Here is a 24,886-nt window from a genome sequence, read left to right as displayed (position 1 = left end):
TGACACGACAGGAAAGCGAGGGCTCAGACCCGCGCACAGAGGTGGCGCCGGACCGCGCGCTGACAGTCGTCGAGCAGCGAGTCGAGGGCGGCGATGTCGGCCAACACCGGATGGTCGACCGGGAAGTCGGCGTACAGGAGATCGAGTACCTCGCGCTCGCGGATCCCGATCGCGCCGCCGTACCGGATGTCGTCGAGCGACCGCTGGCGCTCGCGGGCGAGCTCGTCGCAGGTCTCCCGATGGGCCGCGAGCTGATCGTGGCGGGCCCGGAGCTCCTCGAAGCCGAGTTCGAGGAGGGAAGTCTCGTCGGCCTCGGCGAGCCACGCCGTCACGTCGTCGAGGTCGTCGCCGAGCGCCCCGAGCCGATCGCGCTCGGCCGCGACCGCGTCGGCGAGCAGTCGACACTCGGACTGTCGCTCGCCGACCCGTTCGAGGAGCCGGGTCTTGAGCCCGGGCGCGAAGCCGGCGCCGGCCGGCGAGAGGGCCGCCGCGAGGTCCGGTGAGAGCTCGTCGGCCATCGCCTCCGCGGTGGCGTCGGCGTCGGCGAGAGCCAACACCGTCTCCTCGAACGCCTCGCGGACGGGGTCGGTCGCGGCGCCGTCCGTCGGCGTCCCGACCGCGAGCGCGCCCCCGGTCGACGGTCCGGCCGGCGCCGACGATCCGGCGCGCCCGGCCGCCTCGGCCGAGACGTCTCGGATCCGGCGCTCGAACGACTCGAAGGCCGCGACCTTCCGCTCGATCCGGTCGGACTCGGCGGCCGCCCGGTCGCGCGCGGCGTGGGTGCGGAGTTCGACGGTCATAGCTTGGCGTCGAGCTGGCGCGCGACCGCGTCGTCGTCGAGCGGTTCGCCGTCGTGACGGACGTGGACCAGCGGGGCGTTTTCCATCCGGAGCCACTCGCGCTCGCGCTCGCCCGAGAGCGTGACCGATCGGGAGCTCCGGGGCAGGCCGTTCGACCGGCGTCCGGCGGCGGGTTCGCGGGTCGAGACCATCGTGGGGGCGTCCCGCGGGGTCTCGTACACCGCGAGCCGGTACTCGGGGAGCGCGGGGTCGGACTCCCGGAGGAGCGCGCGATACGTCGCGGCCCGGTCGGCGGCCTCGCGAGCGGCCGACTCCGAGGGAAATCGCCGGCCGGCGAGCGGCGTCGGCCGCCGATCGGTGTCGGCACACGCGACGTAGAACTCCCCGTCCTCGTCGGCTCGGTCGTCGATCTGTTCGCGGAGTCGGTCGAGTGGTTCGGCCATGGTTTAGGCTACCCTAATTTAGATTAGGCCGGCCTAAAAGATGTTGCGGTGTGCGGCCCCAACCCACGGGCCGGAGCTCAGTCGGTGTACTCGCCGACCATCTCGATCAGTTCGGCCTTGTCGGGAGCGCCTTCGACGCGCTGGACGCGCTCGCCGCCCGCGAACACGTCGAAGGTCGGGGTCCCCTCGACGCCCCGTTCGAGCGCGAGCTTCTGGTGGTGGACGACGTTGACCTTCGCCACCGCCGCGAACGTCTCGCGGGCGACCGACTCCACGATCGGGTGGACGCGCTGGCCCGCGCCCCGACCGGCGTAGTAGTGGACCAACACGACGTCGTGGGCCGCGACCGTCTGCTCGAAGTTCTGCGAGCCGTCGACGTAGACGGGCGAGGGCGGCGTCCCGAGTCCGTGCTCTTCGACCAGCGCGCGCTTCTTGCGCTCTCGTACGTCCGCGAGCTCCTCGTCGTCGCCGTCGACCATTGTACTCGGCGCTTCCGAGCGGTCCGACTTAGTTCTACGGTCCCGGCGGGCGACCGTCCGACCCCACGGGTCGGTCCGAATCAGGGCTTGCCGCTTCGCAACACGAGCAGTTGATCGGCGGCGTCTTCGACCGCGTCGATCGCCGCGTCGAGGCCGACCACGAGTTCCCGGACGACCAGCGCGTCTGGGGTCGCCGCCTCGTCGAACGCCGCGGCGAGTCCCTCGTACTTGAGTCGGTCGGCCGCGCTCTCGAGCGCGCGGATCTCCTCGACGGCGGGTCCGACGCTCGCGGTCCCGCCTTCGACGAGCAGGCTCTCGACGTACTCGCCGGTCGCGGCCGCCAGCGCCTCCGTCGCCTCGACGGCCAGCGACGCCATCTCCTCGACGATCGCCCGCGCGCCGCCGAGGGAAGGCGCGATCGCCCGGAGTTCGCGCGCGAAGCGCTCGACGGCGTTCGGGATCTCGTCGACCGCGGCGTAGAGGCGCGCGACGTCGTCGGCCCGGAGGTAGACGTCGGTGTAGTTCGGCGGGGACCGCTCGGAGAGGAGCCTCCGGAGTTCCCGGAGCGCGTCGTCGCAGTCGGACTCCGCGGCCGCGATGTCGTCGACCGCAGTCGCGAACGCGTCGTCGTCGACCCCGTACGCGTCGATCGCGCCCGGCAACCGACCCGCGCAGTCGGCGACCCGATCGAGGTACGTCTCCGTTTCGGAACTGACCGCGGCGGCGTAGCCTTCAGTCTGAGCGTCCATCGAGTCGAGGTCGATCCCCGAGGCTGGAAAAGACTACTATGAGGGGTTCGTTCGTGAATGTATCTCACCGGTCGGCGGCGCCGAGCGCGGTCCCGAACGTTGAACTGCCCGAGCCTCGAAGCCGGGACGTGCTTCCCGACATCGAGTACATCGAGTGGATCGCCGGCCGCCCGGAGGCGGCCGACCACGACCTCGGCTCCAGCGACCTCCGGCGGACGCCCGACGACCGGTCGGCGGTGATTCCGGCGGACCTGACCGAACGCCCCGATCCGCCCGCGGACCGCAGTCTCGAAGCCCAGCTGGCCGACGAGTACGGCGTCGAGCCCGAGAACGTGCTCGTGACGGCGGGCGCGACCCAGGCGAACGCGCTCGCGTCCTCGGCCGCGCTCCGGATCGCCGCCGACGACGAGACGCCCGACGAGGAGGCGGACGCGTCGGCCCACCGCGTGCTGGTCGAGAAACCCGGCTACGAGCCCCTGCTCGCGACGCCACGGGGGTTCGGCGCGACCGTCGATCGGTTCCGCCGGCCCGCCGAGGCGGGCTACCCGCTCGACGCCGAGCGCGTCGGGGCGGCGGTCCGCGAGAACACCGCGCTGGTCGTCGCCACCAACCGCCACAACCCCAGCGGGCGACGGGCCGACCGCCAGACGCTGGCCGACGTCGCGGGGGCCGTCGAAGACGAGGGCGTCTCCCTGTTGGTCGACGAGGTGTACGCCCCGTTCGACGACCGCGCGGGCGAGGGCCCGTTCGGCGGCCCCTCGGCGGTCGGCCTGCCGAACACGGTCGTCACGAACTCGCTGACCAAGTTCCTCGGCTTCGGCGGACTGCGGATCGGGTGGCTCGTCGCCGACAGGCAGTTCGTCGAGGCGGCCCGGTCGGCGAGCCGCCACGTCCACGCCGTCGCGGAGCCGAGTCGGCAGTTGGCCCGGCGGGCGCTGGCGAGCGCCGACGAACTAGCCGCCGACGCACGCGAGCGCGTCCGGACCAACCGCGAGGCGCTGGTCGAGTTCCTCGACGCGCGCGAGGATCTCTCGGGAACCGTCGAACCCGGCTGTTCGTACGCCTTCCTCGAACACGCGGCGGCCGACGGCGACGCCGTCGTCGACGCCGCGTGGGATCGGGGGGTGCTGGTGGTCCCGGGGCGGTTCTTCGACGTCGACGAACGGTTCAGACTCAGCGTGGCGGGCGAGCCCGCGGCCGTCCGGGCCGGGCTCGACGCCCTCGGGACCGCGCTGGACGACCTGCCGACCGCCTGATTCGGCGACGAGTCCGCCCCGCCGTCTACCAAAAGTTAAGACCCACCCACACAATCCGTCTCTACATGGACGGAACACCGCAGGAGATAACCACGCTGGTCGGTCGGGAGGTGTACTCCAACAACGGCGTCTTCGTCGGGGAGATCGAAGACGTCCGTCTGGACGTGAACGGCAACACCGTGACCGGACTCGCCGTGGGCGAACTCAACCGCGAACTGTTCTCGGACGTCGTCGGACGCCGAAACGGCGTGATGATACCCTACCGGTGGGTGCGGGCGGTCGGCGACGTGGTGCTGATCAACGACATCATCGAGCGACTCCAGCGCCCCGAGGCCGACGAGCAAGAGGCGGCGGTCTGAGCCCGCCCGGAGCGGAGTCCGCTCGACCGTGGGACCAGTTCGCAATCCACCCCAACGTTTCTGTCGGCCGGCCGAGTAGAGCGCCCATGACGAGCCAGTCACCCGTCGGCGGTGACGTGTCGGACGCCGCGGTGAGAGGCATGGTACGGGCGATCGATCCTGACTGGACCGTCGAGTCCGTCGACCGGAGCGACCACGGCACCGATTTCGTCGCGACCCTCGGAGTCAGATCGCCCGACGGGTCCCGCCTCGTCGTTCTGAAGGCGACGACCGCCGATTTCGTCCCGCCGGAGATCGCCCGGTCGGAGCCCCGACTGCTCGAACTGATCGGGCGGACGACCGAGATTCCGGTTCCGTCGGTGGTCGGCTACCGCGACCGCCACGGGGAGTATCCGGCGCCGTTTTACCTCGCAGACCACGTCGGCGGCGACAACTTCGAAGGGCGACCGGGAGAGCTCTCGGCCGGCGCCCGCGAGCGAGTCGTCCGCGAGGCGGGCCGGAATCTCGCCGAACTCCACGACCTCGGCCCCCTGCCGGCGGTCGGCCGGGTCGGCGTCCGGGACGGCGAACTCGCCGTGCTCGACGCCGACGATCACCCGCGGTACGCCGACTTCCGCGAGTGGCTGGTCGACGACTGCGAGGAGGCCCTCGACGGCATCGCCGACGGCGGGTGGTACCCCGACCGGGCCGACGAGCCCGGGCGGTTTGCGGACCTCGTCCCCGACCTCCGCGAGCGCGTCCGTGAGCTAATCTCCGGGCTCCCGGCGCCCGAGGCGCCGACCTACTGCCACTGGGACTACCGCTACGGGAACCTGCTCGTCGATCCCGAGACGGGCGCGACCCGGGCGGTGCTCGACTGGGCGAACCTCCTGTCGGGCGATCCGGCCTACAACCTCGCGACGGCGGAATCGCACTTGCTGAGGCCCGAAGACGACGGCGAGCGCCGGACCGCGGCGCTCCGGGCGGCCTTCCGGCGGGCCTACGCCGACCGTCGCGACGGGTGGGCCTTCGACGCGGCCATCGAGGAGCGGATCGACGCCTACCGGCTCGCGTGCCGGATCGACGCGATGGCCTGCCTCCCGCTGTGGCACGAGGACGCCACCCCGACCGAACGCGACGAGCGCGCGGCCGAACACAGGGCCTTCGTCTCGCGGTATTTGTGAGTCGGCGGTGGTCGGGAGCCCCGACCGATCGCCGTGCCAGTTTTGTCGGAGCACTCCGAAGCGCCAGTATGACCAGCGACTCGACTCCCGAAGCCGACGAGGACGGCGCGCCCGAGACGACTCGCGTCGCCGAGATGACCTGGCGCGAGATCGAGACGGCGCTCGAACGCACCACCACGCTGTTGGTGCCGGTGGGAAGCACCGAACAGCACGGCACCCACATGCCCCTCGGCGTCGACGTGTTCATGCCCGAGGCCATCGGCGAACTGATCGCCGAGCGCAGTCCCGCACTGCTGGCGCCGCCGATCTGGTACGGCGTCAGCCCCCATCACACGTTCAAGCCCGGGACGTTCACGGTCTCGACCGAGACCTTCCAGCGGTACGTCTTCGACGTCTGTGCGTCGGCCGCCGACTGGGGGATCGAGAACGTCCTGTTGCTCAACGGCCACTACCTCGCACAGGACCCCGAGCTGGAGGTCGTGGTCCGCGAACTCCGGACCGAGCGCGACGTCGAAGCGTTCCACGTTCCGCTCGTCAACCTCTTTGGGGACGTCGCCGAGGAGATCCGGACCGGCGACGTCTCCTTTCACGCCTCGGAGTTCGAGACGAGCATCATGCTCGACCTGTTTCCCGAGCTGGTCGACATGGACGCCGCGGAGGCGGTCGAACCGCCCGAGGAATCGCTGGCCCTGACCGACTACGACGCGCTCGGGGACAACGAGGTCGGGTGGGCGCTCACCGCGGCGGACATGGCCGAACTCACGCCCGCGGGCAACATCGGCGACCCGACCGTCGCCACCGAGGAGAAGGGCGAGGCGCTCGTGGAGGCGGCGGTCGCGGGCGTCTGCGAACTGGTCGACGAACTCGAATCCGGGGAGTGAGCGCCGGGGGTTCGCCCGCCCTAGCTCCCGTTGCTCCCCTCGCCGCTCTCGACGCCCATCGCGTCGAACAGCTTTCGCTTGACCGCCTCCTCGGTCAGCCCGAGCAGGGTGTCGCGGTTGTCGTCGGTGGTCTCGATGCCGGTGAAGATGCCCAGCGGAATCTCGACGCTGGCCTGCGTCGAGTGACCGGCGGCCTCGCCGATCTCGCTGAACGCGTCCTGGAGCACCTTCCCGATGTTCATCCGGATGTCTTTCGACCGGGCCGCGAGGTAGATGGTGTCGTCGGCGATCCCGAAGACGGCCGTCGTCGTGATGCCTTCCAGATTCAGCAGGTGGGAGGCCGCCTGCGTGAGCGCGTCCCGATCGCGGATGAACCCCGCGTTGCTCACGAGGTGGCTCCCCTGGACCTCGCGGTTGGTGATGGCCTCCGCGAGCACGTCGAGGGTCTCTGGGGACATCGACGGCGACTCGACCTGTTCGAGGGTGTCGTGGTTCGCGAACGGGTAGAGGAAGGCGGCGGCGGTCAGGTCGGCCGGGGTGGTGTCGCGTTTGAAGTCGAGGGTCTCGGCGCGGATGCCGTACAACAGCGCGGTCGCGACCTCCTCGGAGACGTTGATGTCGAACTCCTGAACGTACTTCGTGAGGATGGTGGAGGTCGCGCTCACGCTCGGGCGGATGTCGACGAACTCCGCCTCGTAGGCCTCGTCGGGCTCGAAGTGGTCGATGAAGATGTCGACCGGCCGGTCGAAGGTGGCCTCGGTCGCCTTGGCGTGGTCGACGAGCGCGATAGTGTCGTACTCGTCGACGTCGACCTCGTCGTACGAGAGCAACTCGATGCCGAGCAGGTTGACGAACGCGCGGTTCTCCTGGTGGCCGATGTCGCCGATGTAGAGGATGTCGGCGCCGACGCCGAGGCTGTCGGCGATCGCCTGGAGCGCGACCGCGCTCGCGATCGAATCGGGGTCGGGGTTGTCGTGGGTGACGATGGCGAGCCGGTCGCCGGCGTCTTCGATGACCGACGCGAGCTGGTCGGCCTTGTACTCGAGCTCGCCGGTTTCGAGCGCCCGGAGCGCGGAGTCGGCGATCACCGTCGAGGGGTTGATGACCACGTCGGCACCGAGTTCGGTGAGCTCGTCCTCCGAGACGGGGTCGCTGGCCCGGACTACCACGAACTGGTCGCCGTCGTTCTCCCGGATGTTCCGGACCGCCGCCTTGTTGGCCTCGACGTCCGACGAGAGGATCAAGACCACCTCGTTGTCCGAGATGGTTTCGTAGATGTCGTCCTCGCGGATGTCGGCGGTGCGAGCGTTCAGGTCCTGATCGCGCAGGGCTTCGACGCGGTCCTCGTCGCGGTCGATGATGAGAACGTCTTTGCCCTGTTCGACGAGCTCCTCGGCAACCGCGTGTCCGACGCTCCCACACCCCAGAATAGCGTAATCGGACATCGAGGAGATAGTGATCCCGGCGCTCATGTTACTGACCGGTAGCCTCGGACCACACTTAACAGTCCCGAACTATAGGGCAGAGCGACGTATCGGCCACCTATTTACGATCCAATTCTTGGTAATGAAAGGGCCGCCGGTACCGATTCGTAGCGTCTCCGTCGCGGAGTTTCGGTTCGAATCGAAAGGGGTAACAGGCCGAGAAAACGGAAACGTATTTACGTCCGACGCGGCAAGTCGTGAATGCGTTGGGCCGGTAGCTCAGTTAGGCAGAGCGTCTGACTCTTAATCAGACGGTCGCGTGTTCAAATCGCGCCCGGCCCGCTTCTCGCCGCGAGCAAATCCGCGAGCGGTGAGCATCGGATCCGGCGAGATTTGAACTAGACGAGTCACAGCCCGCGCAGCGAGTGAAACGAGCGAGCAGGAATGTCTCGGCGTAGTTCATAATCGCGCCCGGCCCGTACTTCTTCGAGGCGCCTCAAAACTCTGCTTACGGCGTCCCATTCCTTGTCACTCCCGTCGGGTCTCCGTGATGTGAGTGCGTACTGTCGAAGAACGGAGCTCCCGCGACGAGTCCAGTGTCGCCCTCGGAGTCGTTAAAAGCCGGCCCCGGACGAGTCCACCGACGACTTGCCTCGACTTCCGTCGAGGGTCTTGATTTGCTCGGCGTCCGTCTCGGAATCGACAGCGCGGTCCACGTCGCCCCGCACTAGTATCGGGCCGCCGCGCGCTGGTCGTCGCCGTACTCTCCGACGACGTGCTCGCGGACGTTGGCGAGGCGTGTCGCCCCGCCGCGGTCGGCGTTGCTGTCGTCTCCGTACAACGACCGAGGGTATCCCAGACGGTGACACAGTATTTCACTCGGTGAGTACAGGCAGATGGCCCCGGTACTGACGACCGATGCAAAGAGAATCTACCGCCGATTCCGGGAGCGAACATGGAACCGCCTCTCCAAATCTGAGCCGGCGTAGAGTGCTCACAGCGACGGCTGGTCTCACTGTCGGTCTGGCCGGATGCACCGGTAGTAATCAGACGGAACCGGACACCGCCTCGTCGGACGACCGAGAAGACGAGGAAACTGTCGAAGACTCGCCCGATACCCCGTCTGGAAGCGTCTTCGAGGAACTCGCGTTCGACGGCCGTGAGCTGAAGGTCTCCGTCTCCGATAGTTCGGTCGCGAGGATCAACGCTATCCAGAGCGGAGAGCAGGTCGGTAGCGCAGAATTTTCGACGGGCGTCTCTGAGGCGGCTGTCTGGACGGCCGACCGGACACTACACGGGGACGAATTCGAGTTGGTCGCCGTCGACGAGGAAGACAACGAGATCGACTCGACAACCGCGTCGTTCTCCGCCCAGCCAGAGGTTTCCCGGCTCCGCACGCGAGCCATGAAGAACGACCGCGAGGCCACTGCGGAGGTCGCCAAGGAGTACACCGACGAGTTCGGCACCGCGCTCGTCACCATCGAGAACACGGGCGACGCCCCGCTGATCCTCGGCTCGTGGCGCTACAATTACGACGGGACGACCGTGTTTCTCACGGACGGTGTCCCGCAGGCAGTCACGGCCGAAAAACGCAGGAGTCTCGACGAGCCGAACGAACCCGTTCTGGTGCCCGCCGGCGGCTCCGTCGAGGTGGTTCCGTACGTGCCGACCTACAAGCATCTGAAGTTCAAGACGACCGGCGGCGAGCGTGACGCGTGGCCCGAATCCGTCCGCTCGATGGGCGAGTTCCCCGATGGATACGCCGATGGGGACGACGTCGACGTCCCGCTCGTCGTCGAGGACGACACCGGTGAGACGTTCGAGTTCACCGTGACCGCCACCTACGACGGCGGGCTCCTCGATCTGGGCGGATTCAACACTACCACCTACGTCCCGGCGGAGTTCTCCGCGTAGTAACGGGCTAAATTTGTTCTTTTTTCGCAGTGCGGTACCGGGAACGGGTTCGTTCGACCCGATCGATCGTACGCTGGACCCCGGCTTCGCGAGCGAGTTCCGCCGCCTCGTCGAGGCGCGACCGACCGCGGTCCGAGTCGCCTCGTGCGAATGCTACGAGCGACAGGACACGGAGCGTCTCAGCGGCGCCCTTCTTGCGACCGGTCGAACGATAGGTTTCCAGCCCCGCCTGTGCGAGTTCCGCCGCGGTTTCGAGTCGTCCCTCTTGATAGGCGATCCGTGCTTCGATCTCGTCACAGGCGGCGAGGCCGGCCTCTGTTTCCATCTCTTCGGCCAACGTTCGTGCCGCTTCGACATGCTCCTGTGCGGCGTGGTGGTGCTCTGCCGCCAGTTCGACGCGGGCAAGGTTTCGATAGGCAGCCGCCACCCCGTATTTGTAACCGCTTGCTTCGAACGCGTCCAGACTGTCCTCGGCGTACTGGCGGCTTTGCTCCAGATTCCCGCGCTGGCGCTCGATCTCTCCGAATAGATGGAGCGATTCGGTGACGACCCGTCGAACATCTACCTCTCGACTCAGCTCGAGGGCCTTCGCCGCGTGGTCGACCGCCGTTTCGAGATTTCCGCGCTCGGATTCGACACTCGCGATGTTCCACAGTGCGTTGGCTTCGGTGTGTCGTTCCCCTACCTCTCTGGCCAACCGTAGCTTCTCCCTGAACCGATCGAGCGCTCGCTCGAGTTCGTTTCTGTCTCGAGCCATTACACCCATATTTCCCAGTGTATTGGCCTCGTTTCGACGGTCGTTGATTTCGCGGGAGAGGCCGAGCGCCTGTTTGTATCGTTGGTTTGCCCGATCGTACTTCCCGCGTTCCGAGAGAATCGCCCCGGATGCAGTCAAAGCACGCGCGCGTGCCCTTTTGTCTCCGACGCGTTCCGCCGCTTCGATACAGGTCTCGTACCGATCCAGCGCCGCATCGAAATCAGCCCGTTTGTACGCAATATGGGCGTAGTCCAGTCGAGCAGATGGTTCCCGGTCGTCGAGTCCGCCTCGCTCTACGGCGCGGATAGCTTCTTCAGCGAATTCAGCGGCTTCGTCCAGTTTTCCCTGATCGCTCCGGACCGATGCCCTCCCGGATAAGCAGTCACACCGCAGTCGCTTGACTTCGTTCGACCGGAGTTCGGTCAGCGAATCCAGGCGCCTTTCGAGCATCTCGTATTCTGCGAGCGCCTCGTCGTACATCCCGTGAACGCGATACATCCGGGCCCGCCAACTCGATATTCGAGCGGCCATCACGTCGGAGCACTCTGACGGGAGTTCCAGTTCGGCATCAGTACTGGTGCCGAACATCGGAGCGAGCTGGTAGTGGGTCAGCCCGACCTGGAAGAGACGCGTGAGGAACTCCTCACTCCACGTTCCGGGATGGTATTTAATTTGGCTGAGATGCGGGGCGCTGTGGTCGAGGTGCTTCGAAACACGGTCTCGGCGTTCTCGCTCGTCCACGAGCGATACGACCGGCTGGATGCATCGTTCGAATCGAGCGGATGGGTCGGGATCCGAACGGACGAACTGTTCGAGAAAGCGGGCAGACCAGATCTCGCTGTTCGTCCGATATTCGAGCCCGAACCGCCTGTTCGTCGATTCGAACAGGAGCGTCCCCTCTAGCTTTTCGAGACCTCGTGAAACTGCCTCCGTATCGTAGTGGACCGACAGACTGTAGAGGAGTTCCGGCGCGATGGGAAGGCCTGCCGCGTTGAAGATGTTAACGAGAAGAGCGAGATCGCCGAGGCAGTCCGACTCGGCGTTGACGAACCGGTCGTACCAGTACAGCACGTCTTCTTCGAAAGTGGTTGCCGTCGACGTCTCGTACGGCGCCATCGAGTCGAGTCTGGTCACCAAGAACTGCTGCGCCAGAAACATCTCCCCCGGCGTTACCTCATCGTCCGTACGGTTGGCGTCGTGGACGCGTCGTACGATCGCCCTGCCGTCCAAGTCCATCGTTCCGTCGGTCGCCTGGGCAGCCGTATCGACGAGGCTCTGGGCTTCACTCTCCGTGAGTTCGGGCATCGACACCTGCGAGAGCACCTGCCGACGGACGGAGTTCAATCGCGCGTCTCTGAGCGGCTCTGTTGGATCGTCCCACTCTCGCTGTCGGGAGTCGAGCAGGAACGTTACGTCTCCGTCGTTTTTGAACGTCTCGACGACGGAGAGAATCCGACGGGACTCCAGACGGAGCGCGTCCTCGACGACCACCAACGTGTGGCCGTCGGAACGCTGTAGATAATCTTCGAGTACGGCGACCGACTCGAAGGATCGACCGTGGTCGGCTTCTCGATACACGACTGGGCCACGGTCACGGGCGTACCACTCGTGAGCGACCATCTTGCACACGGTGCTCTTCCCCGAACCCGGTGGCCCGAGGAGGACGGTATCCGTTCCTTCGCGTAACTGATCGACGAGCGCGCTCGTCAGAGAGCGTTCTTCGCCGTCGTCGGCCTCGATCGTCCGATCGACGGCCAGCCCTTCGTCTATCTCCCCAAAGGAGAGACCGACCCGAAGTGCGGTGTCTGGGGGAAGTCCGTCCGATTCGAAGTCGGCCTCCGAGAGTAACTCGAAGCCCCCCTCGCGAAGCTCGAGAGGGAACGTCCTCGACGTCGCTCCCGTGTGCGGGGACTCGTCCGCTAACGGCGACAGACGCGACTCCTCGCTCGTCGAACTCGCTTCGAAATCCTCTGTTCGGTCAGTAGCAGCGGATTCAAGCTCCCGAACTCGTTCGAGCGCCCACTCGACGCCCGAGTCGTCCTCCGTTGCTAGACCACCCTGCATCGCGCCCGCCTCGGAATACACGGTAACGGTGGCTTCGCGCTTTTCTGCAGCCGTGGAAACGACGATCCCGTAAGAAGGGCCGTCGACGAACTGTACTTGGAAGTCTCCCTCGTTGGCAAGTTCGCCGAGTATTCCGGGATAGTGCGATCCCAACGACTCGCCGAGTTCGGGCGAGACAAACAGGTTGAGTGATCCGCGTTCCTCTACTACGAGACGCCGGAAGACGCGGAGAAAGTGCGTGCCCGAGAGCGTCGGGAGATAGGCGTGGACGCGTTGGGCGGTAGTCATCTGGTTCGAGATGACTTCGAGTGGTCGAAACGGCGGCGACTCCCCAGACCCGATCGTTCGGGCGTTCGCAACGAACTCTCTGGCGACCACCTCCTCGTCCGGAAGCGATTCGAGCAGATGCCGGGCACCGAGTATCGATCGCGCTTCAGACTCGTAGTCCCGGTACTGCTCGGTCAGGAGCCCACCGTGTTGGGTAACGGTGTAGCCGTTCGCTCGTTTCTCTATCAGATCCGTCTCCTGCAACTGACGAAGGGCTCGCGATACTGTCGACCGCGAATGGGGAAGTTCCTCGACGATCTCGTTCGTCATCCATTCGCCGTCAGAGAGCAGGTCGAGAAATTCGATCCGCTGTGCAACCCGATCGAGAACATCGTCGAGATCGGCCGCATCCGCTACCATTTGACTCCTATTTCTCGATCCCCGTAGTAAGAAATCGACGGAAGCGGCCGAACTCCTGACACAGTGTGTCGGGGAGTGAAGGTAGGCTGTCTCCGACAAATCTTCTCGTCGTGAACGGAGCTACCCACGACTGAAATCACCAGGACCGATCACCTACACAACAGCCGGCCTTTCATCGCCCGAGCAGTTGGACAGGCGGATGACGGCCGTCGCGTCGAGGGACCCGGAACGTCGTACCTGACGAGAGACCGAGCAACCACCAAGGCTATCGCGGACGCCGAACAGTTCGACGCCGGGTTTCAAATACCGCCAGCGCGAGGTGCTTGCGACCGCCATCGGGTCGGGCTACTACCAGCACAAACGCGAGACCACCATCGAGAACATCGCCGACGACGTGGGAATCGCGCCGACGACCGCGTGGGAACACCTGACCCGCGCGGAGGCGAAAGTGATGGCGGAGTTGGGCGAGCACGTATCGCCGCCGGTGAGCGCCGGATCCGAGACGGAGTGACTCGCCGCGGCCCCGTCCGCGGGTCAGGCCGCCTGCGGGGCGGCCTGCGACACGGAGGCGTCCGAGATCACGATCCGGACCCCGTCGGTGTAGTCGGTGTCGATCGTCGAGTTCCAACCGTGGACCCGCGCGATCGTCTTCAGATTCGGCAGGGTCATCCCGGCCTCCGAGTCGGGGACCGCGCCGCCGTACTCCATGAACTCCTCGGCGGTGGCGTCGCCGGGCGGGTCGCCGTCGTCGGTGACGGCGAACCCGTCCTCGCGGAGCGAGACCGTCACCTCGTCGGCGTCGTTGTGCGCCGCGAAAGTGAACGCGTTTCGCAACAGCGCCGCCAGTCGGCCGGCGTCGGCCTCGATCTCGCCCTCTCCGTCGACCGACAGCGAGAGGTCCTCGGCCTCGACGCGGTTCCACGCGGTCGAGACCGCCGCGTCGAGATCGACCCACTGGGTGCGCTCGACCGTCTGACCGTGTCTCGCGAGCGCCGAGAGGTCCTCGACGATGTTCTCCATCCGGTCGCCGGCCGACGACGCCGACCGGAGCGACTCGCGGGCGGCCGAGACGTCGCCGTCGTCGAGCGACCGGCCCGCGATCGACACCTGTCCCGCGACGATCTGGAGGGTGTTGAGCAGTTCGTGTCTGATCGCGGCCGCAAAGCCCTCGAGCTGTTCGTTCTGGCGGTCGAGCTCCCGGCGCTGGCGCTCGGTCTCGGTCACGTCGGTGAACACGACGAGCTGGCCGATGTCGGCCTGCCCGAGCGAGAAGGCGGTGTCGCTGACGAGGTAGTACCGGGTTCCGTCCTCGCTGTCGCATTCGAGAATCGGCTCCTCGTCGCCGAGCACCGCCGAGACCCCCGGAAGCGCGGTCGAGATCGGGTCCTCGCGGTGGTCGGACAGCTCCGGGAATATTTCGAGGGCGGACCCGTTGAAGTCCCGGATGTGGCCGTCGGTGTCGAGATAGACGACCGCGTCGTCGACACCGTCGGTGAGCTGGATCGCGAGGAATCGCTCCTCGAAGAGGTAGAGCACGCCGATCGCGAACACCGCGACGCCGATCGGCTCGTAGTTGATGTCGAGGAGGATCGGCGTCGCGGCCCCGACGACGTCGAAGACGACCGGGAGGCCGGTGAGGGCCGCCACCCCGCCGAGCCCTCGGGTGCCGTAGTCGACTTCGAGGAACATCTCCAGCAGCATGAAGAACCCGACCGCGACCAGCGCGTACGACAGTCCGGAGACGATCCAGTGGAGAGTGCCGTGAGACACCGCGAGGTGGGTGAACGGAGCGTCGACGACTTCGGTAGTGAAGTAGAGTTGGTGGATCGGGTTGGTCGCTTTCACCGCCACGATCGAGAGATACGCCGCGAGCGCGCCGCGTCGGTACGCGGACTTGCGGTGGAACATCCGGTCGGTGTACGCCGAACAGAAGTACAGCCATCCCCCGACCGTCGCGAGACCGACGGTGAGGCTCAGGAGATAGGAGAGATACATCAGGTCCGGCGTCGGCGCGACGAGAGTTCCGACCTGAAACGCCGCCCAGCCGCCGGTAGTGGCGAACAGCCAGGTGAGCCCTCGCCTCGTCTCGGGGTCTTCGACCTTGCGGGCGCGCAGGACGCTCACCCCGCACGCTACCGCGGCAGTTCCGAACGCGAGCGCGTAGACGAGAAGGGGCCCCGAGATATTCGAAATCGCCATCTGTCGACGGTCTTAGGACTAAGCATACTTAAATTATCGTACGGCGGAGAGTGTTTCGACCGACGGGTGCGGTCGGTCTCACGACCGGGTCCGCCGGACGTACCGCGCCAGCGCGTCGATCGCGTCCTCGACCGACCGTCGCTCGGTGTCGAGTGTCAGATCCGGGTCGCGGGGCACCTCGAAGTCGGCATGCATCGCGTGGACGCCCCAGCGATCGATCGAGTCCTCGCGGTTTCGGTTTCGCTTCAGGCAAGTCTCCAGACTCGCCGCGACCGATACCAGATGGGCGTCGGGGAGGGTTCGGAACCGCTCGCGTGTCGCCCGGTCGTAGAAGGTGCCGTCGAGGAGCCAGTCGGCGCTCTGATGGGCGCTCACCCGATCGTACAGCCGATCGTAGGTGTTCCGCGAGAAGTCCTCGGAGTGGACCAGTTCGAAGTCGCCGTCGTCGAGTCGGTCGAACAGTCCGGTCGCGATCGTGGTCTTGCCCGCGCCCGGCGGCCCGCAGACGATGAGGATCACGGACGAACCGAGGGGTCCGACGCCGAAAACGCTTCTCTACTCGACGGGGGCCAGCCGCGCTCTCAGATCGCCTCGCCTCGGGGGGCGCTCACTCGCCCGGGCTGTAGTTGGGCGCCTCGTCGGTGATCATCACGTCGTGGGGGTGGCTCTCCTGTTGGCCGGCCGCCGAGACGCGAACGAACTCCGAGCGCTCTTTGAACTCCGGGATCGTCGCCGCGCCGACGTAGCCCATCCCGGACTGCATCCCGCCGACGAGTTGGTGGAGTTCGCTCTCCAGACTCCCCTTGTAGGGCTTTGCGGCCTCGACGCCCTCGGGGACGTACTCGTCGTCGTCCTCGGGCTCGTCTTTGAGATAGCGGTCGCCGTCGCCCGACGCCATCGCGCCGACCGACCCCATGCCCCTGTACTGCTTGTACTTTTTACCGTCGATGGTGATGACTCGCCCCGGCGCCTCGTCGGTGCCCGCGAAGTACGAGCCGAGCATGACCGCGTCGGCGCCGGCGGCGATCGCCTTGATCGCGTCCCCGGAGTACCGGATGCCGCCGTCGGCGATCACCGGCACGTCGCGGCCGGCGGCGACGTCCGCGACCTCGGCGACCGCGGTGATCTGGGGCATCCCCGCGCCCGAGACGACTCGGGTCGTGCAGATCGAGCCCGGGCCGATCCCGACCTTGAGCCCGTCGGCGAAGTCGACGATCTCCTCGGCGGCCTCGCGGGTGCCGATGTTGCCGACGACCACGTCGGCCTCGACCTCGGCTTTGATCTCGCGGGCGCCGTCGATGACGTTGCGGTTGTGCGCGTGCGCACAGTCGATGAACAGCACGTCGGCGTCGGCCTCGTCGACCGCGACCGCGCGGTCGGTCTCGAACGGGCCGACGGCGACGCCACACCGGAGCCGACCCGTCTCGTCGCGGGCGGCGTTGCCGTACTCCCGGCGCTGGAGGATGCCCTGCATCGTGACCAGCCCGAGCAGTCGGTTTTCCTCGTCGACGACCGGGACGCGCTCGATCTTGTGTTCGTACATCAGTTCGAGCGCCTCGCGGGCGGTCACGTCCTCGCCGGCGGTGATGACCTCGTCGGTCATCGCCTCGCGGACCTCGTCGGACTCGCCGACCTCCAGATACGGGCGGATGTCCGTCCCGGAGATGATCCCCAGCACCTCGTCGTCCTCGTCGACGACGGGGGCGCCGGAGACACCCTCGGACTCCATCATCCGATCGACCGCCCGGACGGTCTGGTCGGGGCTGGCGGTCACGACGTCGCGGATGATGAGCTCGTCGGCGCGCTTGACGCGCTCGACTTCGGCGACGACCTCGTCGACGTCCATGTTCCGGTGGAGCACGCCGAGTCCGCCGTGGCGGGCCATCGCGATCGCGAGTTCGCTCCGGGTCACCGTGTCCATCGCCGCCGAGAGGACCGGCACTTCGAGCTCGACGTTCGTCGAGACCTTCGTGCTCACGTCGGCGTCGTCAGGTTCGACGCGGCTCTCTTTCGGTCGGAGTAACACGTCGTCGAACGTCAGTGCCTCGGGGACGCGCAGCTTGTCGGTGTACTGCCCTTCGGGGTGAGAATCTCTCGCCATATAAGCCGAACGCACCCCCGACTCAAAAACGTTGCGAGATGCTGTCCCTTCGGCGGGTTCTCACTCCGAGATTGTACATGAATATGGATTGACTTTGAAAAACATGGGGTACTTCTACTCTAAGTAATTATCGTAGAAATAAATGCGGTCGGAACTTCGATTGTTCAATTAGATCGGGGGTAAATCTACAGTATTGTTTCGCCTGAGGTTCACTCTCACGCAACTTTTATGCTCAAAACGCGATTCGGTAGAGGTATGGACTCTGCCAGTCCCACTGCACCGTGCATTGCCGGTCAGACGAGTTCCGACTCCGGCGCTCCATTTAAATGGACATGCACGTCGATTTTTACACTGGTAGGGAACCTTCTCGCGGGACGACGGCGGACTGACGCCCGAGACCTCCGCCCCAGATACCGCGACCACCACTCGGCCGATGGTTACGGCCACCCCAGCTAGCGGGTCATGAGTAGTTCACAGCACCCGGTCGCACTTCGCCTGGAGCGGCAGGTAGGTGGCGCGACGAAACTGCTCGCCACCGTCATGGGTCTCCCGCTGTTAGACGGCATCTTCCCGGCGCTGGTGCTTGCGGGGGGCGTCGACACCGTCACCGGCGTCCTGCAGGTCGGGCTCCTCGTCTTCGGCGGGAGCGCCACGGTCGCGGTCATCCTCGCCGAGATGGACGGCACGCCTCGCGAGCAGGCCGGAATCGTCCTGACGGTCGGCGTCGGGGTCATCGCGCTCGCGGCCCTCGAAGCCGCGTTCGCGCCGACCATCGAGAGCGTGCTCGACACCGAGACGTTCAAGCGCTTCGCCGCGCTGGTCATGCTGGCGATCGCCGCGAAGACCGCGAGTTCCCGCATCGGAGAGTATCTGCCCGGACCCGGCGTCATCGTCGGTCTCGGAATGATCGCGACCTTCGAACCGTCCGGGTTCGAGGTGGGGATCGTGAACTACGGACTCATCCTCCGGGCTACGGGCGCGGCCGCGACCGGGGTCGGGTTCGCGCTGTTGGTCGCGTTGACCTCGCCGTGGCTCCGCGGCGTGGTCGACATCGACCGCTTCCGGTTCGGGAGCGCGGTCGCGCTGGGCGTGCTACCGCTGAGCCTGCTCGGCCTCGCGCCCGGCAACGCCCCGCTGGCAGTGCTCGGAGTCACCACGCTGCTCGCGTTCGACCCGGGCGATGCCAGCGAGGACGATGACACCGACGACGTCGTCGACGGGACGGTCACCGAGACCGAAGCGGCGGGGGCGACCGACGACTCCGGGGTGGCCGGCGGTGGCGCCGGCGCGCTCGCGACCGACGGCGCGGGCGACTCGCCGTCCGACGAGCCCTCCTACGGCTACCCCGGCGAGGCCGACGACACCCGCGAACCGTGGCTGTGACCCGGACGGGAAAGCTTACCCCGCCGGACCGAGTTGCATCTCGTATGCCAGACAACCGCGTCGTGCAGGGCCGGATGGTCACGCCGAACTCCCTCGCCGAGTTGATCGAGGGTGAGGACGTAATGGACGCCGAAGCCATCGAAGCCGCCGACCGCGAGTGTCCGGAGTGTGGCGGCGACGTGCTCGAAGTCGGCTACATGCCCAGCGTGACCGCGTTCGTCACCGGGTGGAAGTGTCAGGGTTGTGACTGGTCGGACACCGACCGCGAGTAAGCAATCGAAACCCCTTTAATGCGGATGGACCAACGAATGGCTGCGGGGTCGTGGCCAAGTCAGGGATGGCGACTGACTCCAGAGGCTACGCGCCCGGGACGAAACTCCAGCTGATATACCGAGCGGTCGACTGATCATCGACCGCGTTGACGACCCTCTGGAGTTCCGAGGCGCACCGGAGATATCAGTCGATCGGGGGTTCAAATCCCTCCGACCCCATTCTGAAATTAAGCGTTGCGAAGGTTTCTGGTGTCACCAAGCGACGTAAACCCGTAAGAGTCGTAGCTGTCGTTCTCGGGTCATCTTCGGGGTGGTCGGCGTGATCGAGTACCGCCACTACGAGAGCGGGAAAACCACAGTCATCACCACGAATGCGCGCTCTGTGGCACTCAGATTCGCGACCAGCAGGGAATTCAGGATCACCTCCCGAGTTGCCCGGCCCGCGATATCTACGCCAAACGGCCACACACCGTGGGAGATGACGAACAACCACATGGGGTGTCGAGCCTGTGCAAACCAGTTGGATGACGATTCCGAGTTCTGGGAGATCTACGATCAGAAGTCCGGCGAGACGATGCCGCGCGAGCAGATCGTGCTGGAGGAGTAGGCGGCGTTCGAGACTGCGGTCACGAAGACTCGTCCCATCCTGGTCGTTGCAGTCGTGGCGCCAGACAGCACGCGTCGGGACGATAGCCAGTGTCCCTTTCGATTCGATAGGTGTACGAAGGTTCGAGAGTTGGACGCGAACGGTTTACTGAGGCGGTCCTCACCGCCTATTTGCAATGGCAAGAAAAAAACGACCGACACGCAGTAGCGAGCGATTCACAAACGGGGTGTAACTGATGGTGTCCATTCCAGTCCCCGATAACAAACTCGTCGCCTTCACGCTCGCAGGTGCCCTGCTCACGGCCGTCGTAGCCGGTAGCCGTAGCTTCCCGGAGTTACCCGGTCTACTGGGCGTCTTCTATTCGTCTTCCAGTTCGGCTTTTAGGTCTCAAACTCCGACTCGATCCGTTCGATAGCTCGGGATTGGTCCTGGAGGGCTTCGAGAAACTCCGTCTGCTGTTCGAGGACGTCCTGCATCTGGTCTTGATTCGACTTCACGCGCTGGAGGTGGTGGCGCGTTCGCTCCCCGGAGAGGGGTTTGGGCGTCCGGACGGTAAAGAGGAGTCCCAGTAGCGTCAAGGAAACTCCGAGCAGAGCCAGAATCAGGTTCGAACGCGAAAGCAAAAACGGAACCACGCCAGCAAACGGATTTCCCGGTATCGTGATCGGTGGGAGTAACTCGATTTCGCGGGCGGACCCGATCCACGTTATTACGAACCCGGCGCCGATCACGATCCGCTTCAGCCACAGCAATTCACGATGTCGGAGTTCCAGTCGCTTGTCTAATAGCGCGTCTATCTGAGCGATCAGTACGTCGCGTTCTCCGTCCGATAGAGGCTCGTCGGTGTCCAACTCCGCCATCAGTGTGTGGACGTGACTGTCGAGGTCGTTTTTGGAGATGCCGAATATCGCCTTTTCGAGGGCTTCAGACACCGTATTCTGGTCTTGTGGTGCGAGTTCGTCTGCGTTCAGAAACTCCGAATGGAGCATCGTCTCTCCGTCCTCCAGAGGAACGTCTTGCCACGGCTCGTCTCGCGCCATTATTTCATCCTACATACTCTATCTATCTAAATGTGAACGAACGGAGCGGCCGGATGCCGGATTTGGCCACCGACGTCTCGCGTCCCTGCTTACCATCTACTCCTCAGGAGATGGGTCCGCGAGGCGCCGGTAATCGGGGAGAAGACGACGAACTCGCGGTCCCGTGTCCGGCGGTCGACGATGCTTTGGATGGCGCGGCCGTCTCGGTCGGCCCGACGCCACAGCACGAGTGTCAGCCGAACGAGCCGATCGCGACCGACTCGACCGGCCTACTCGAGCGTTCGGAGTTCGGTCACGGAGCCGTCGGAACTCGGACCGAGGAGCTTCGAATCGGTCGCCGCGAGGCCGCCGTACCCCGTGGTGGGACTGGCGCTGCGCCGGTCGGTCCGCTGGATGAGGCTCCCGTCGGTGTCGAACTCCCGGAGCGAGACGGTACAGCCGTCGCCGTCGCAGTCGTTGCCGAGCCACAGCGAGCCGTCGGCGTAGGCGAGTCCCTGGCCCCACGAGACGTCGGCGGTACTGAACGACCCCTGTTCGGTCCCGTCGGGGTCGAAGGCGACGACGTTGTTCCCCGTGATGTCGACGGCCCAGAGGGATCCGCCACCGAACGCGAGCCCGCGGGGGTCCCAGGACGTCGAGATCTCGGACTCGACGTCCCCCGTCGCGGGGTCGAGTTCGACGATCTTCCCGTCGTAGTCCGAGGCGATCGCGTCGGCGAACCAGAGCGAGCCGTTCCCGTACGCGAGCCCCTCGGGCTGACCGTCGCTCGGCGTCGAGATCCGGTCGGTGATCTCGTCGGCCTCGAGGTCGTACGCGAGTATCTGTCCGTCGGAGACGCCGTACACGACGCCGTCGTGGTGTGCGAGTCCGTGTTCCGCCGAGATCGGCGCGGACAGTTCGTCGGAGTTCGACTCGCCGGTCGCGCCGGCCTCGTGTATCCGAGAGATCTGGGACTCCGAGAGTCCCGTCTCGTAGATGCGGAAGTCCGAGAGCTTCCCGTTCAGAATGTTCGCCCACTTGGCGGGGTTGCCGCCGTACCAACTGCCCAGCGTCAGGTCGCTCCAGTAGTCGCTGTTTTGCTCGCTGTACCCGTCCATCGAGTCGTCGCTGAACTCGCGGTCGCCGTCGACGTAGATCCGGACGGAGTTCGTCGGGTCGACGACGACGGCGACGTGGTGCCACTCGCCGGTCGAGACGACGACGTTGTCGCCGTCGGGCATAGTGTACTTCTGGGCGGCGCTGGCGCCGACGTCGCGGATCGCGAAGCCGATGTCGACGCCGTCTGCGTCTTCGGCCGGCGCTCCGGTGATGACGTAGCCCGTGTCGTTCCGGAGCAGAGTGTGAACCGCCGTCTCGCCGCTGTCGTACGGCCGACCGCCCGCGTCGGTGTCGAAGAGGACCCACGTACTGAACGAACACGCTCCGTCGTTTCGACCGAGGAGACTCAGTTCGCCGTGGTCGCCGCGACTGATCCGGGCGCCGACGTCGCCGTGGAACGCGGTCGCCGACCGGCCGGCGAACGTGTCCGAAGTGGGATCGCCGCGGTCGACGCTCGCGTCGTGGCCGCCGACCGAATCGCCCAGTCCGTCCCGGAGCGGCCAGCGCGCGAGGAGTTGGTCGCCGGCGACGGGGTCCCCGGAGCCGTCGGTCTCGATCGTCACGCTGGCCTCGTCGGTCCCGGCGCCGTCGTTCCCGCTCGCGTCGACGGCGCGGGTGAGCGTGACCGTGAACGTGCCGGTCGTCGTGGCCTGATAGGTCGCCTCGTAGGTGTAGGCGTCGCCGGTTCGACTGGCATCGAAGTCGCTGGCGGTCAGCGTGACCGACGCGGCGCCGCTGATCCGGGCCCGGATCGCGGCGAGTCGCTCGCTGGAGTCGAACGAGATCCTGAGGGTGTCGTCGCCGGTGTTCGCGACGCTCAGCGCTCTGATAGACGGCGGGGTCTCGTCGGGCGTGGTCGTCGTGGACGCGGTAGTCGATCGGGTGGTGGTCGCCGAATCGGTCGTCGGGGCGGTCGTGGCTGCCGTCGTCGGTGTCGAGCGCACGGTGGTCGTGAGCGTCGTCGTCCCCGACGCCGTGAAGCGCCCGAGCGTGGCCGGCGCGTCTTGGCCCGTGTAGACCAGCCGGATCGTCGTCCCGGCGTCGACCGGATCGTCCCAGTTGAGAATCGACGCCCCCAGCTTCGCGGTCGCGTCCGCCCGAATCGGCTCGTCGGTGTCGGCCGTCGTCGACCCGAGCTGCGACCAGGCGATCTGTTTCCCGGTAGTAGATCGGATCTGGAGATCGCCGCCGACGATCCGTGCGCCGCCCCGGTAGGTGATCGCGACCCGCCGGGCTCGCTCGTCGTACTCGAAGCGGAACCGCGCGCTCTCTAAGTTCGGATCCGGCGCCTCGGTCGGCTCCGGTTCGCCGTCGGACTCCTGGACTTGCGCGAGCCGCGCACACCCCGCCAGCCCAAGCATCGAACCCGCGAGGCCCGCCCTGAGGAACTGTCTGCGAAACTGTAACGACCGCTTGTTCGACATATCAGCCACAACCGACAACCGGTACATGAAAGCGTCGATTCGTCGGGTTTCGGGTAAGAACGAAGTCACGTCGAGACGGCGGCTCTCCGGCGATATCGGTCGAAGCGCGGAGAGTCGCCGGCCCGAATCGCGGGCCGACAGAGCGACCCTCAGATCCCGGCCCGTCCGGGCGATTCAACCACGGCCGGTCGTTCGGCCGGGTCGCCGTCGACTACCGTCTCGTTGGCATCGGGGCTGGTCTCGATCACGTAGCGCTGGCCCACCATCGGGTCGAGCAGGCTGTCGACGGGCGCGTGGTCGTCCCGGAGCACCGGCACGTCGTCGGTCCGCTCGTCGCTCCGGTAGAAACTGATCTCGTTCGAGAGGTCGATGCCGACGTCCCGGCGGTCGTTGCGCTCGCGGAGTTGGGCCTTCGTGACCCGGCCGTCGCGCTTTGTGGCGAGGAGTTCGACGTTCTGGATCGCGCCGGTCTCGGAGGTCGGGAAGGCGTACACCTGCGGGAACACCTCCGAGACCGTCTTGTACTCGGCGCGGTAGAACTTCGAGGCCGGCCCGTCGGGCGCGGAGATGAGGTTCGCAAAGAGAATCCCGTGGGCCGAGAGCCGACTGTCGGCGAGGCGCATGAACTCCGCGGTCGTCAGCTGGAACGGGACCTTGTCTTTCTTGTAGGCGTCGAGCACGATGAGGTCGTACGTTCGGTTGGTCTCCCGGAGGTAACGCCGGCCGTCCTCGTTGTAGACGTTGAGCCGGGGTGACTCCTCGACCCCGAAGTAGCGCTTCGCCGCGTCGATCACCTCGGGGTCGATCTCCACGACGTCGACGGTCGCGTTGTACTCCTCGAGGAACCGCTTGGGACCGGTGAACCCGCCGCCGCCGACGAACAGCACCCGGTCGATGTCGTCGGGGTCTTCGGCCATCAGGTACGGCAGGTGAAAGTACCGCGTGTAGTCGAAGACGTGCCTGTCGGGGTCGCTGAGGTCCATCGCGCTGTGTCGCTGGCCGTCGAGGTACAGCGTCCGGGTGTCGCCGAGGTCGATCACTTCGAGTTCCTGGTACGGCGTCTGGGTCTGGTAGACGACCTGTCCGGCGGCCGAGACGCCAAGCGAGCCGCTCGCGGCCGCCGCCACCAGCAACAGCCCGACCGCGAGCGTGGCGGCGACCTGCCGGCGCCGGAACGTCGGGGCCGCGAGCCACAGCGCGGTTCCGACCAGCAGGAGGCCGAACGCCAGTTCGATCTGGACGATCGAGAGCTCGGGGATGAGGAAGAACGTGGTGCCGAACGCGCCGACGATGCTTCCGACGGTGCCGACCGCGTAGACGTGACCCGACGCCTCGCCGACCACTTCTCGACCCGACAGCTCCGCGCCGTAGGGGCTGACGAACCCGAGCAGGTAGGTCGGCGGGCCGAACAACAGCGTCACCGCCGGGAGCGAGGCGAACCGCCCGGGAAGCGGGATGGCGGCCGTCGAGGCCAAAAGCAGGTCGCCCGCGAAGATGAGCACCGCGACGTACGCCGCGGTGCCCAGAAACAGCCGGACGAGCTGGTGGTCGGCCGCCCGTTCGGCCGCGCGCTGGCCGCCGTGGTGGTAGCCGAGGCTCAGCGCCGCGAGGAAGACGCCGATGATACTCCCCCACGTATAGATCGAGCTCCCGAACTGGGGGGCGACGATCCGCCCCGCGAGAATTTCGAGGCCCATGCTCGCCACGCCGGAGACGAACACCGCGGCCTCCGGCTTGCTCACCCGAGAACTACCGAGTCGCTGGCCGGCCATTCGGTGTGAGGTAG

Annotated in this window: 21 protein-coding genes and 2 tRNA genes; 11 read left to right on the top strand and 12 right to left on the bottom strand. The window is 66.3% G+C overall.

The genetic code is table 11. The annotated features are described in order from the left end of the window. Nucleotides 1-23 precede the first annotated feature (23 nt). The 4 genes from EPY72_RS03695 to EPY72_RS03680 all read right to left on the bottom strand — a co-directional run bounded on the left by EPY72_RS03695 (nucleotide 24) and on the right by EPY72_RS03680 (nucleotide 2,471). A complete protein-coding gene (locus EPY72_RS03695) occupies nucleotides 24-800 on the bottom strand; it encodes a DUF7260 family protein (RefSeq protein ID WP_135805602.1) in 777 nt (258 codons plus the stop codon). Continuing rightward, nucleotides 797-1,243, bottom strand: coding sequence for a DUF7552 domain-containing protein (locus EPY72_RS03690; RefSeq protein WP_135805601.1), 447 nt, complete (start codon nucleotides 1,241-1,243; stop codon nucleotides 797-799). The genes EPY72_RS03695 and EPY72_RS03690 overlap by 4 nt, the downstream gene beginning before the upstream one ends. 77 nt (nucleotides 1,244-1,320) lie before the next feature. Next, nucleotides 1,321-1,722, bottom strand: a complete 402-nt coding sequence (locus EPY72_RS03685) for a thioredoxin family protein (RefSeq protein WP_135805600.1) — start codon at nucleotides 1,720-1,722, stop codon at nucleotides 1,321-1,323. Nucleotides 1,723-1,802: 80 nt separating this feature from the next. After that, the gene (locus EPY72_RS03680; protein ID WP_135805599.1) at nucleotides 1,803-2,471 is read right to left on the bottom strand and encodes a hypothetical protein; all 669 of its coding nucleotides are present in this window, start codon (nucleotides 2,469-2,471) and stop codon (nucleotides 1,803-1,805) included. 128 nt (nucleotides 2,472-2,599) lie between these two features. Between EPY72_RS03680 and EPY72_RS03675 the strand changes: the two genes are divergently transcribed. From EPY72_RS03675 to EPY72_RS03660, 4 genes are all read left to right on the top strand, one after another. After that, nucleotides 2,600-3,727 (top strand): pyridoxal phosphate-dependent aminotransferase, encoded by a 1,128-nt coding sequence (locus tag EPY72_RS03675; protein ID WP_134670386.1) that lies wholly within the window; start codon nucleotides 2,600-2,602, stop codon nucleotides 3,725-3,727. Between the two features lie 65 nt (nucleotides 3,728-3,792). Beyond that, nucleotides 3,793-4,086: a PRC-barrel domain-containing protein gene (locus EPY72_RS03670; RefSeq protein ID WP_134670388.1), complete on the top strand. Its 294-nt coding sequence runs from the start codon at nucleotides 3,793-3,795 to the stop codon at nucleotides 4,084-4,086. 86 nt (nucleotides 4,087-4,172) lie between these two features. Continuing rightward, nucleotides 4,173-5,249, top strand: coding sequence for a phosphotransferase family protein (locus EPY72_RS03665; protein WP_244605514.1), 1,077 nt, complete (start codon nucleotides 4,173-4,175; stop codon nucleotides 5,247-5,249). A 68-nt stretch (nucleotides 5,250-5,317) separates the two neighbouring features. Next, entirely contained in the window at nucleotides 5,318-6,130 is an 813-nt protein-coding gene (locus EPY72_RS03660) for a creatininase family protein (protein WP_244605513.1), read from the top strand. Between the two features lie 20 nt (nucleotides 6,131-6,150). Here EPY72_RS03660 and EPY72_RS03655 read toward each other — a convergent pair whose 3' ends face one another. Then, complete coding sequence (locus EPY72_RS03655; protein WP_134670391.1) at nucleotides 6,151-7,602, bottom strand: DHH family phosphoesterase; 1,452 nt, start codon at nucleotides 7,600-7,602, stop codon at nucleotides 6,151-6,153. Between the two features lie 220 nt (nucleotides 7,603-7,822). Between EPY72_RS03655 and EPY72_RS03650 the strand changes: the two genes are divergently transcribed. Together EPY72_RS03650 and EPY72_RS03645 are read left to right on the top strand one after the other, a co-directional pair. Next, nucleotides 7,823-7,896 (top strand) — tRNA-Lys (locus EPY72_RS03650). A gap of 648 nt (nucleotides 7,897-8,544) precedes the next feature. Continuing rightward, on the top strand, nucleotides 8,545-9,468 hold the full coding sequence (locus EPY72_RS03645; protein WP_135805598.1) for a hypothetical protein: 924 nt from the start codon (nucleotides 8,545-8,547) through the stop codon (nucleotides 9,466-9,468). A 7-nt stretch (nucleotides 9,469-9,475) separates the two neighbouring features. On the opposite strand, the gene EPY72_RS03640 is transcribed toward EPY72_RS03645, so the two are convergent. Beyond that, complete coding sequence (locus tag EPY72_RS03640; protein WP_135805597.1) at nucleotides 9,476-12,976, bottom strand: tetratricopeptide repeat protein; 3,501 nt, start codon at nucleotides 12,974-12,976, stop codon at nucleotides 9,476-9,478. Between the two features lie 319 nt (nucleotides 12,977-13,295). Between EPY72_RS03640 and EPY72_RS03635 the strand changes: the two genes are divergently transcribed. Continuing rightward, on the top strand, nucleotides 13,296-13,487 hold the full coding sequence (locus EPY72_RS03635; RefSeq protein ID WP_135805596.1) for a helix-turn-helix domain-containing protein: 192 nt from the start codon (nucleotides 13,296-13,298) through the stop codon (nucleotides 13,485-13,487). A 23-nt stretch (nucleotides 13,488-13,510) separates the two neighbouring features. Here EPY72_RS03635 and EPY72_RS03630 read toward each other — a convergent pair whose 3' ends face one another. From EPY72_RS03630 to guaB, 3 genes are all read right to left on the bottom strand, one after another. Beyond that, complete coding sequence (locus tag EPY72_RS03630) at nucleotides 13,511-15,175, bottom strand: histidine kinase N-terminal 7TM domain-containing protein (RefSeq protein ID WP_135805595.1); 1,665 nt, start codon at nucleotides 15,173-15,175, stop codon at nucleotides 13,511-13,513. Nucleotides 15,176-15,253: 78 nt separating this feature from the next. Continuing rightward, nucleotides 15,254-15,694 (bottom strand): AAA family ATPase, encoded by a 441-nt coding sequence (locus tag EPY72_RS03625; RefSeq protein WP_135805594.1) that lies wholly within the window; start codon nucleotides 15,692-15,694, stop codon nucleotides 15,254-15,256. Nucleotides 15,695-15,782: 88 nt separating this feature from the next. Beyond that, entirely contained in the window at nucleotides 15,783-17,276 is a 1,494-nt protein-coding gene (gene guaB, locus EPY72_RS03620; RefSeq protein WP_134670405.1) for an IMP dehydrogenase, read from the bottom strand. Nucleotides 17,277-17,738: 462 nt separating this feature from the next. On the opposite strand from guaB, the gene EPY72_RS03615 reads away from it, so the two are divergent. The 4 genes from EPY72_RS03615 (at nucleotide 17,739) to EPY72_RS19945 (ending at nucleotide 19,538) form a co-directional block, all read left to right on the top strand. After that, the gene (locus tag EPY72_RS03615; RefSeq protein ID WP_134670407.1) at nucleotides 17,739-18,659 is read left to right on the top strand and encodes a DUF5794 domain-containing protein; all 921 of its coding nucleotides are present in this window, start codon (nucleotides 17,739-17,741) and stop codon (nucleotides 18,657-18,659) included. 44 nt (nucleotides 18,660-18,703) lie between these two features. Then, nucleotides 18,704-18,931 (top strand): DUF5795 family protein, encoded by a 228-nt coding sequence (locus EPY72_RS03610; RefSeq protein ID WP_135805593.1) that lies wholly within the window; start codon nucleotides 18,704-18,706, stop codon nucleotides 18,929-18,931. A 44-nt stretch (nucleotides 18,932-18,975) separates the two neighbouring features. After that, nucleotides 18,976-19,150, top strand: a tRNA-Trp gene (locus EPY72_RS19205). A 259-nt stretch (nucleotides 19,151-19,409) separates the two neighbouring features. Continuing rightward, nucleotides 19,410-19,538, top strand: coding sequence for a hypothetical protein (locus EPY72_RS19945; RefSeq protein ID WP_280177951.1), 129 nt, complete (start codon nucleotides 19,410-19,412; stop codon nucleotides 19,536-19,538). 380 nt (nucleotides 19,539-19,918) lie between these two features. Here EPY72_RS19945 and EPY72_RS03595 read toward each other — a convergent pair whose 3' ends face one another. The 3 genes from EPY72_RS03595 to EPY72_RS03585 all read right to left on the bottom strand — a co-directional run bounded on the left by EPY72_RS03595 (nucleotide 19,919) and on the right by EPY72_RS03585 (nucleotide 24,872). Continuing rightward, nucleotides 19,919-20,578: a hypothetical protein gene (locus EPY72_RS03595; protein ID WP_135805591.1), complete on the bottom strand. Its 660-nt coding sequence runs from the start codon at nucleotides 20,576-20,578 to the stop codon at nucleotides 19,919-19,921. A gap of 269 nt (nucleotides 20,579-20,847) precedes the next feature. Further along, a complete protein-coding gene (locus EPY72_RS03590; RefSeq protein ID WP_135805590.1) occupies nucleotides 20,848-23,100 on the bottom strand; it encodes a LamG-like jellyroll fold domain-containing protein in 2,253 nt (750 codons plus the stop codon). A gap of 149 nt (nucleotides 23,101-23,249) precedes the next feature. Further along, nucleotides 23,250-24,872 carry a spermidine synthase gene (locus tag EPY72_RS03585; protein ID WP_135805589.1) on the bottom strand — a complete coding sequence of 541 codons (1,623 nt, stop codon included), beginning with the start codon at nucleotides 24,870-24,872 and terminating at the stop codon, nucleotides 23,250-23,252. Nucleotides 24,873-24,886: the final 14 nt, after the last annotated feature.

Source organism: Halorussus marinus, assembly GCF_004765795.1.
Lineage (GTDB): Archaea > Halobacteriota > Halobacteria > Halobacteriales > Haladaptataceae > Halorussus > Halorussus marinus.
Note: the sequence above shows the minus strand (reverse complement) of the source record. Positions and strands in the feature narration are given on the sequence as shown.

Bases quoted from the DNA above. Each gene is read 5' to 3' on its own strand.
- EPY72_RS03595 (WP_135805591.1), bottom strand. From the start codon at position 20,578: ATGGCGCGAGACGAGCCGTGGCAAGACGTTCCTCTGGAGGACGGAGAG.
- EPY72_RS03695 (WP_135805602.1), bottom strand. From the start codon at position 800: ATGACCGTCGAACTCCGCACCCACGCCGCGCGCGACCGGGCGGCCGCC.
- guaB (WP_134670405.1), bottom strand. From the start codon at position 17,276: ATGGCGAGAGATTCTCACCCCGAAGGGCAGTACACCGACAAGCTGCGC.
- EPY72_RS03630 (WP_135805595.1), bottom strand. From the start codon at position 15,175: ATGGCGATTTCGAATATCTCGGGGCCCCTTCTCGTCTACGCGCTCGCG.
- EPY72_RS03670 (WP_134670388.1), top strand. From the start codon at position 3,793: ATGGACGGAACACCGCAGGAGATAACCACGCTGGTCGGTCGGGAGGTG.
- EPY72_RS03615 (WP_134670407.1), top strand. From the start codon at position 17,739: ATGAGTAGTTCACAGCACCCGGTCGCACTTCGCCTGGAGCGGCAGGTA.
- EPY72_RS19945 (WP_280177951.1), top strand. From the start codon at position 19,410: ATGACGAACAACCACATGGGGTGTCGAGCCTGTGCAAACCAGTTGGAT.
- EPY72_RS03680 (WP_135805599.1), bottom strand. From the start codon at position 2,471: ATGGACGCTCAGACTGAAGGCTACGCCGCCGCGGTCAGTTCCGAAACG.
- EPY72_RS03690 (WP_135805601.1), bottom strand. From the start codon at position 1,243: ATGGCCGAACCACTCGACCGACTCCGCGAACAGATCGACGACCGAGCC.
- EPY72_RS03610 (WP_135805593.1), top strand. From the start codon at position 18,704: ATGCCAGACAACCGCGTCGTGCAGGGCCGGATGGTCACGCCGAACTCC.
- EPY72_RS03685 (WP_135805600.1), bottom strand. From the start codon at position 1,722: ATGGTCGACGGCGACGACGAGGAGCTCGCGGACGTACGAGAGCGCAAG.
- EPY72_RS03590 (WP_135805590.1), bottom strand. From the start codon at position 23,100: ATGTCGAACAAGCGGTCGTTACAGTTTCGCAGACAGTTCCTCAGGGCG.
- EPY72_RS03665 (WP_244605514.1), top strand. From the start codon at position 4,173: ATGACGAGCCAGTCACCCGTCGGCGGTGACGTGTCGGACGCCGCGGTG.
- EPY72_RS03660 (WP_244605513.1), top strand. From the start codon at position 5,318: ATGACCAGCGACTCGACTCCCGAAGCCGACGAGGACGGCGCGCCCGAG.
- EPY72_RS03640 (WP_135805597.1), bottom strand. From the start codon at position 12,976: ATGGTAGCGGATGCGGCCGATCTCGACGATGTTCTCGATCGGGTTGCA.
- EPY72_RS03655 (WP_134670391.1), bottom strand. From the start codon at position 7,602: ATGAGCGCCGGGATCACTATCTCCTCGATGTCCGATTACGCTATTCTG.
- EPY72_RS03585 (WP_135805589.1), bottom strand. From the start codon at position 24,872: ATGGCCGGCCAGCGACTCGGTAGTTCTCGGGTGAGCAAGCCGGAGGCC.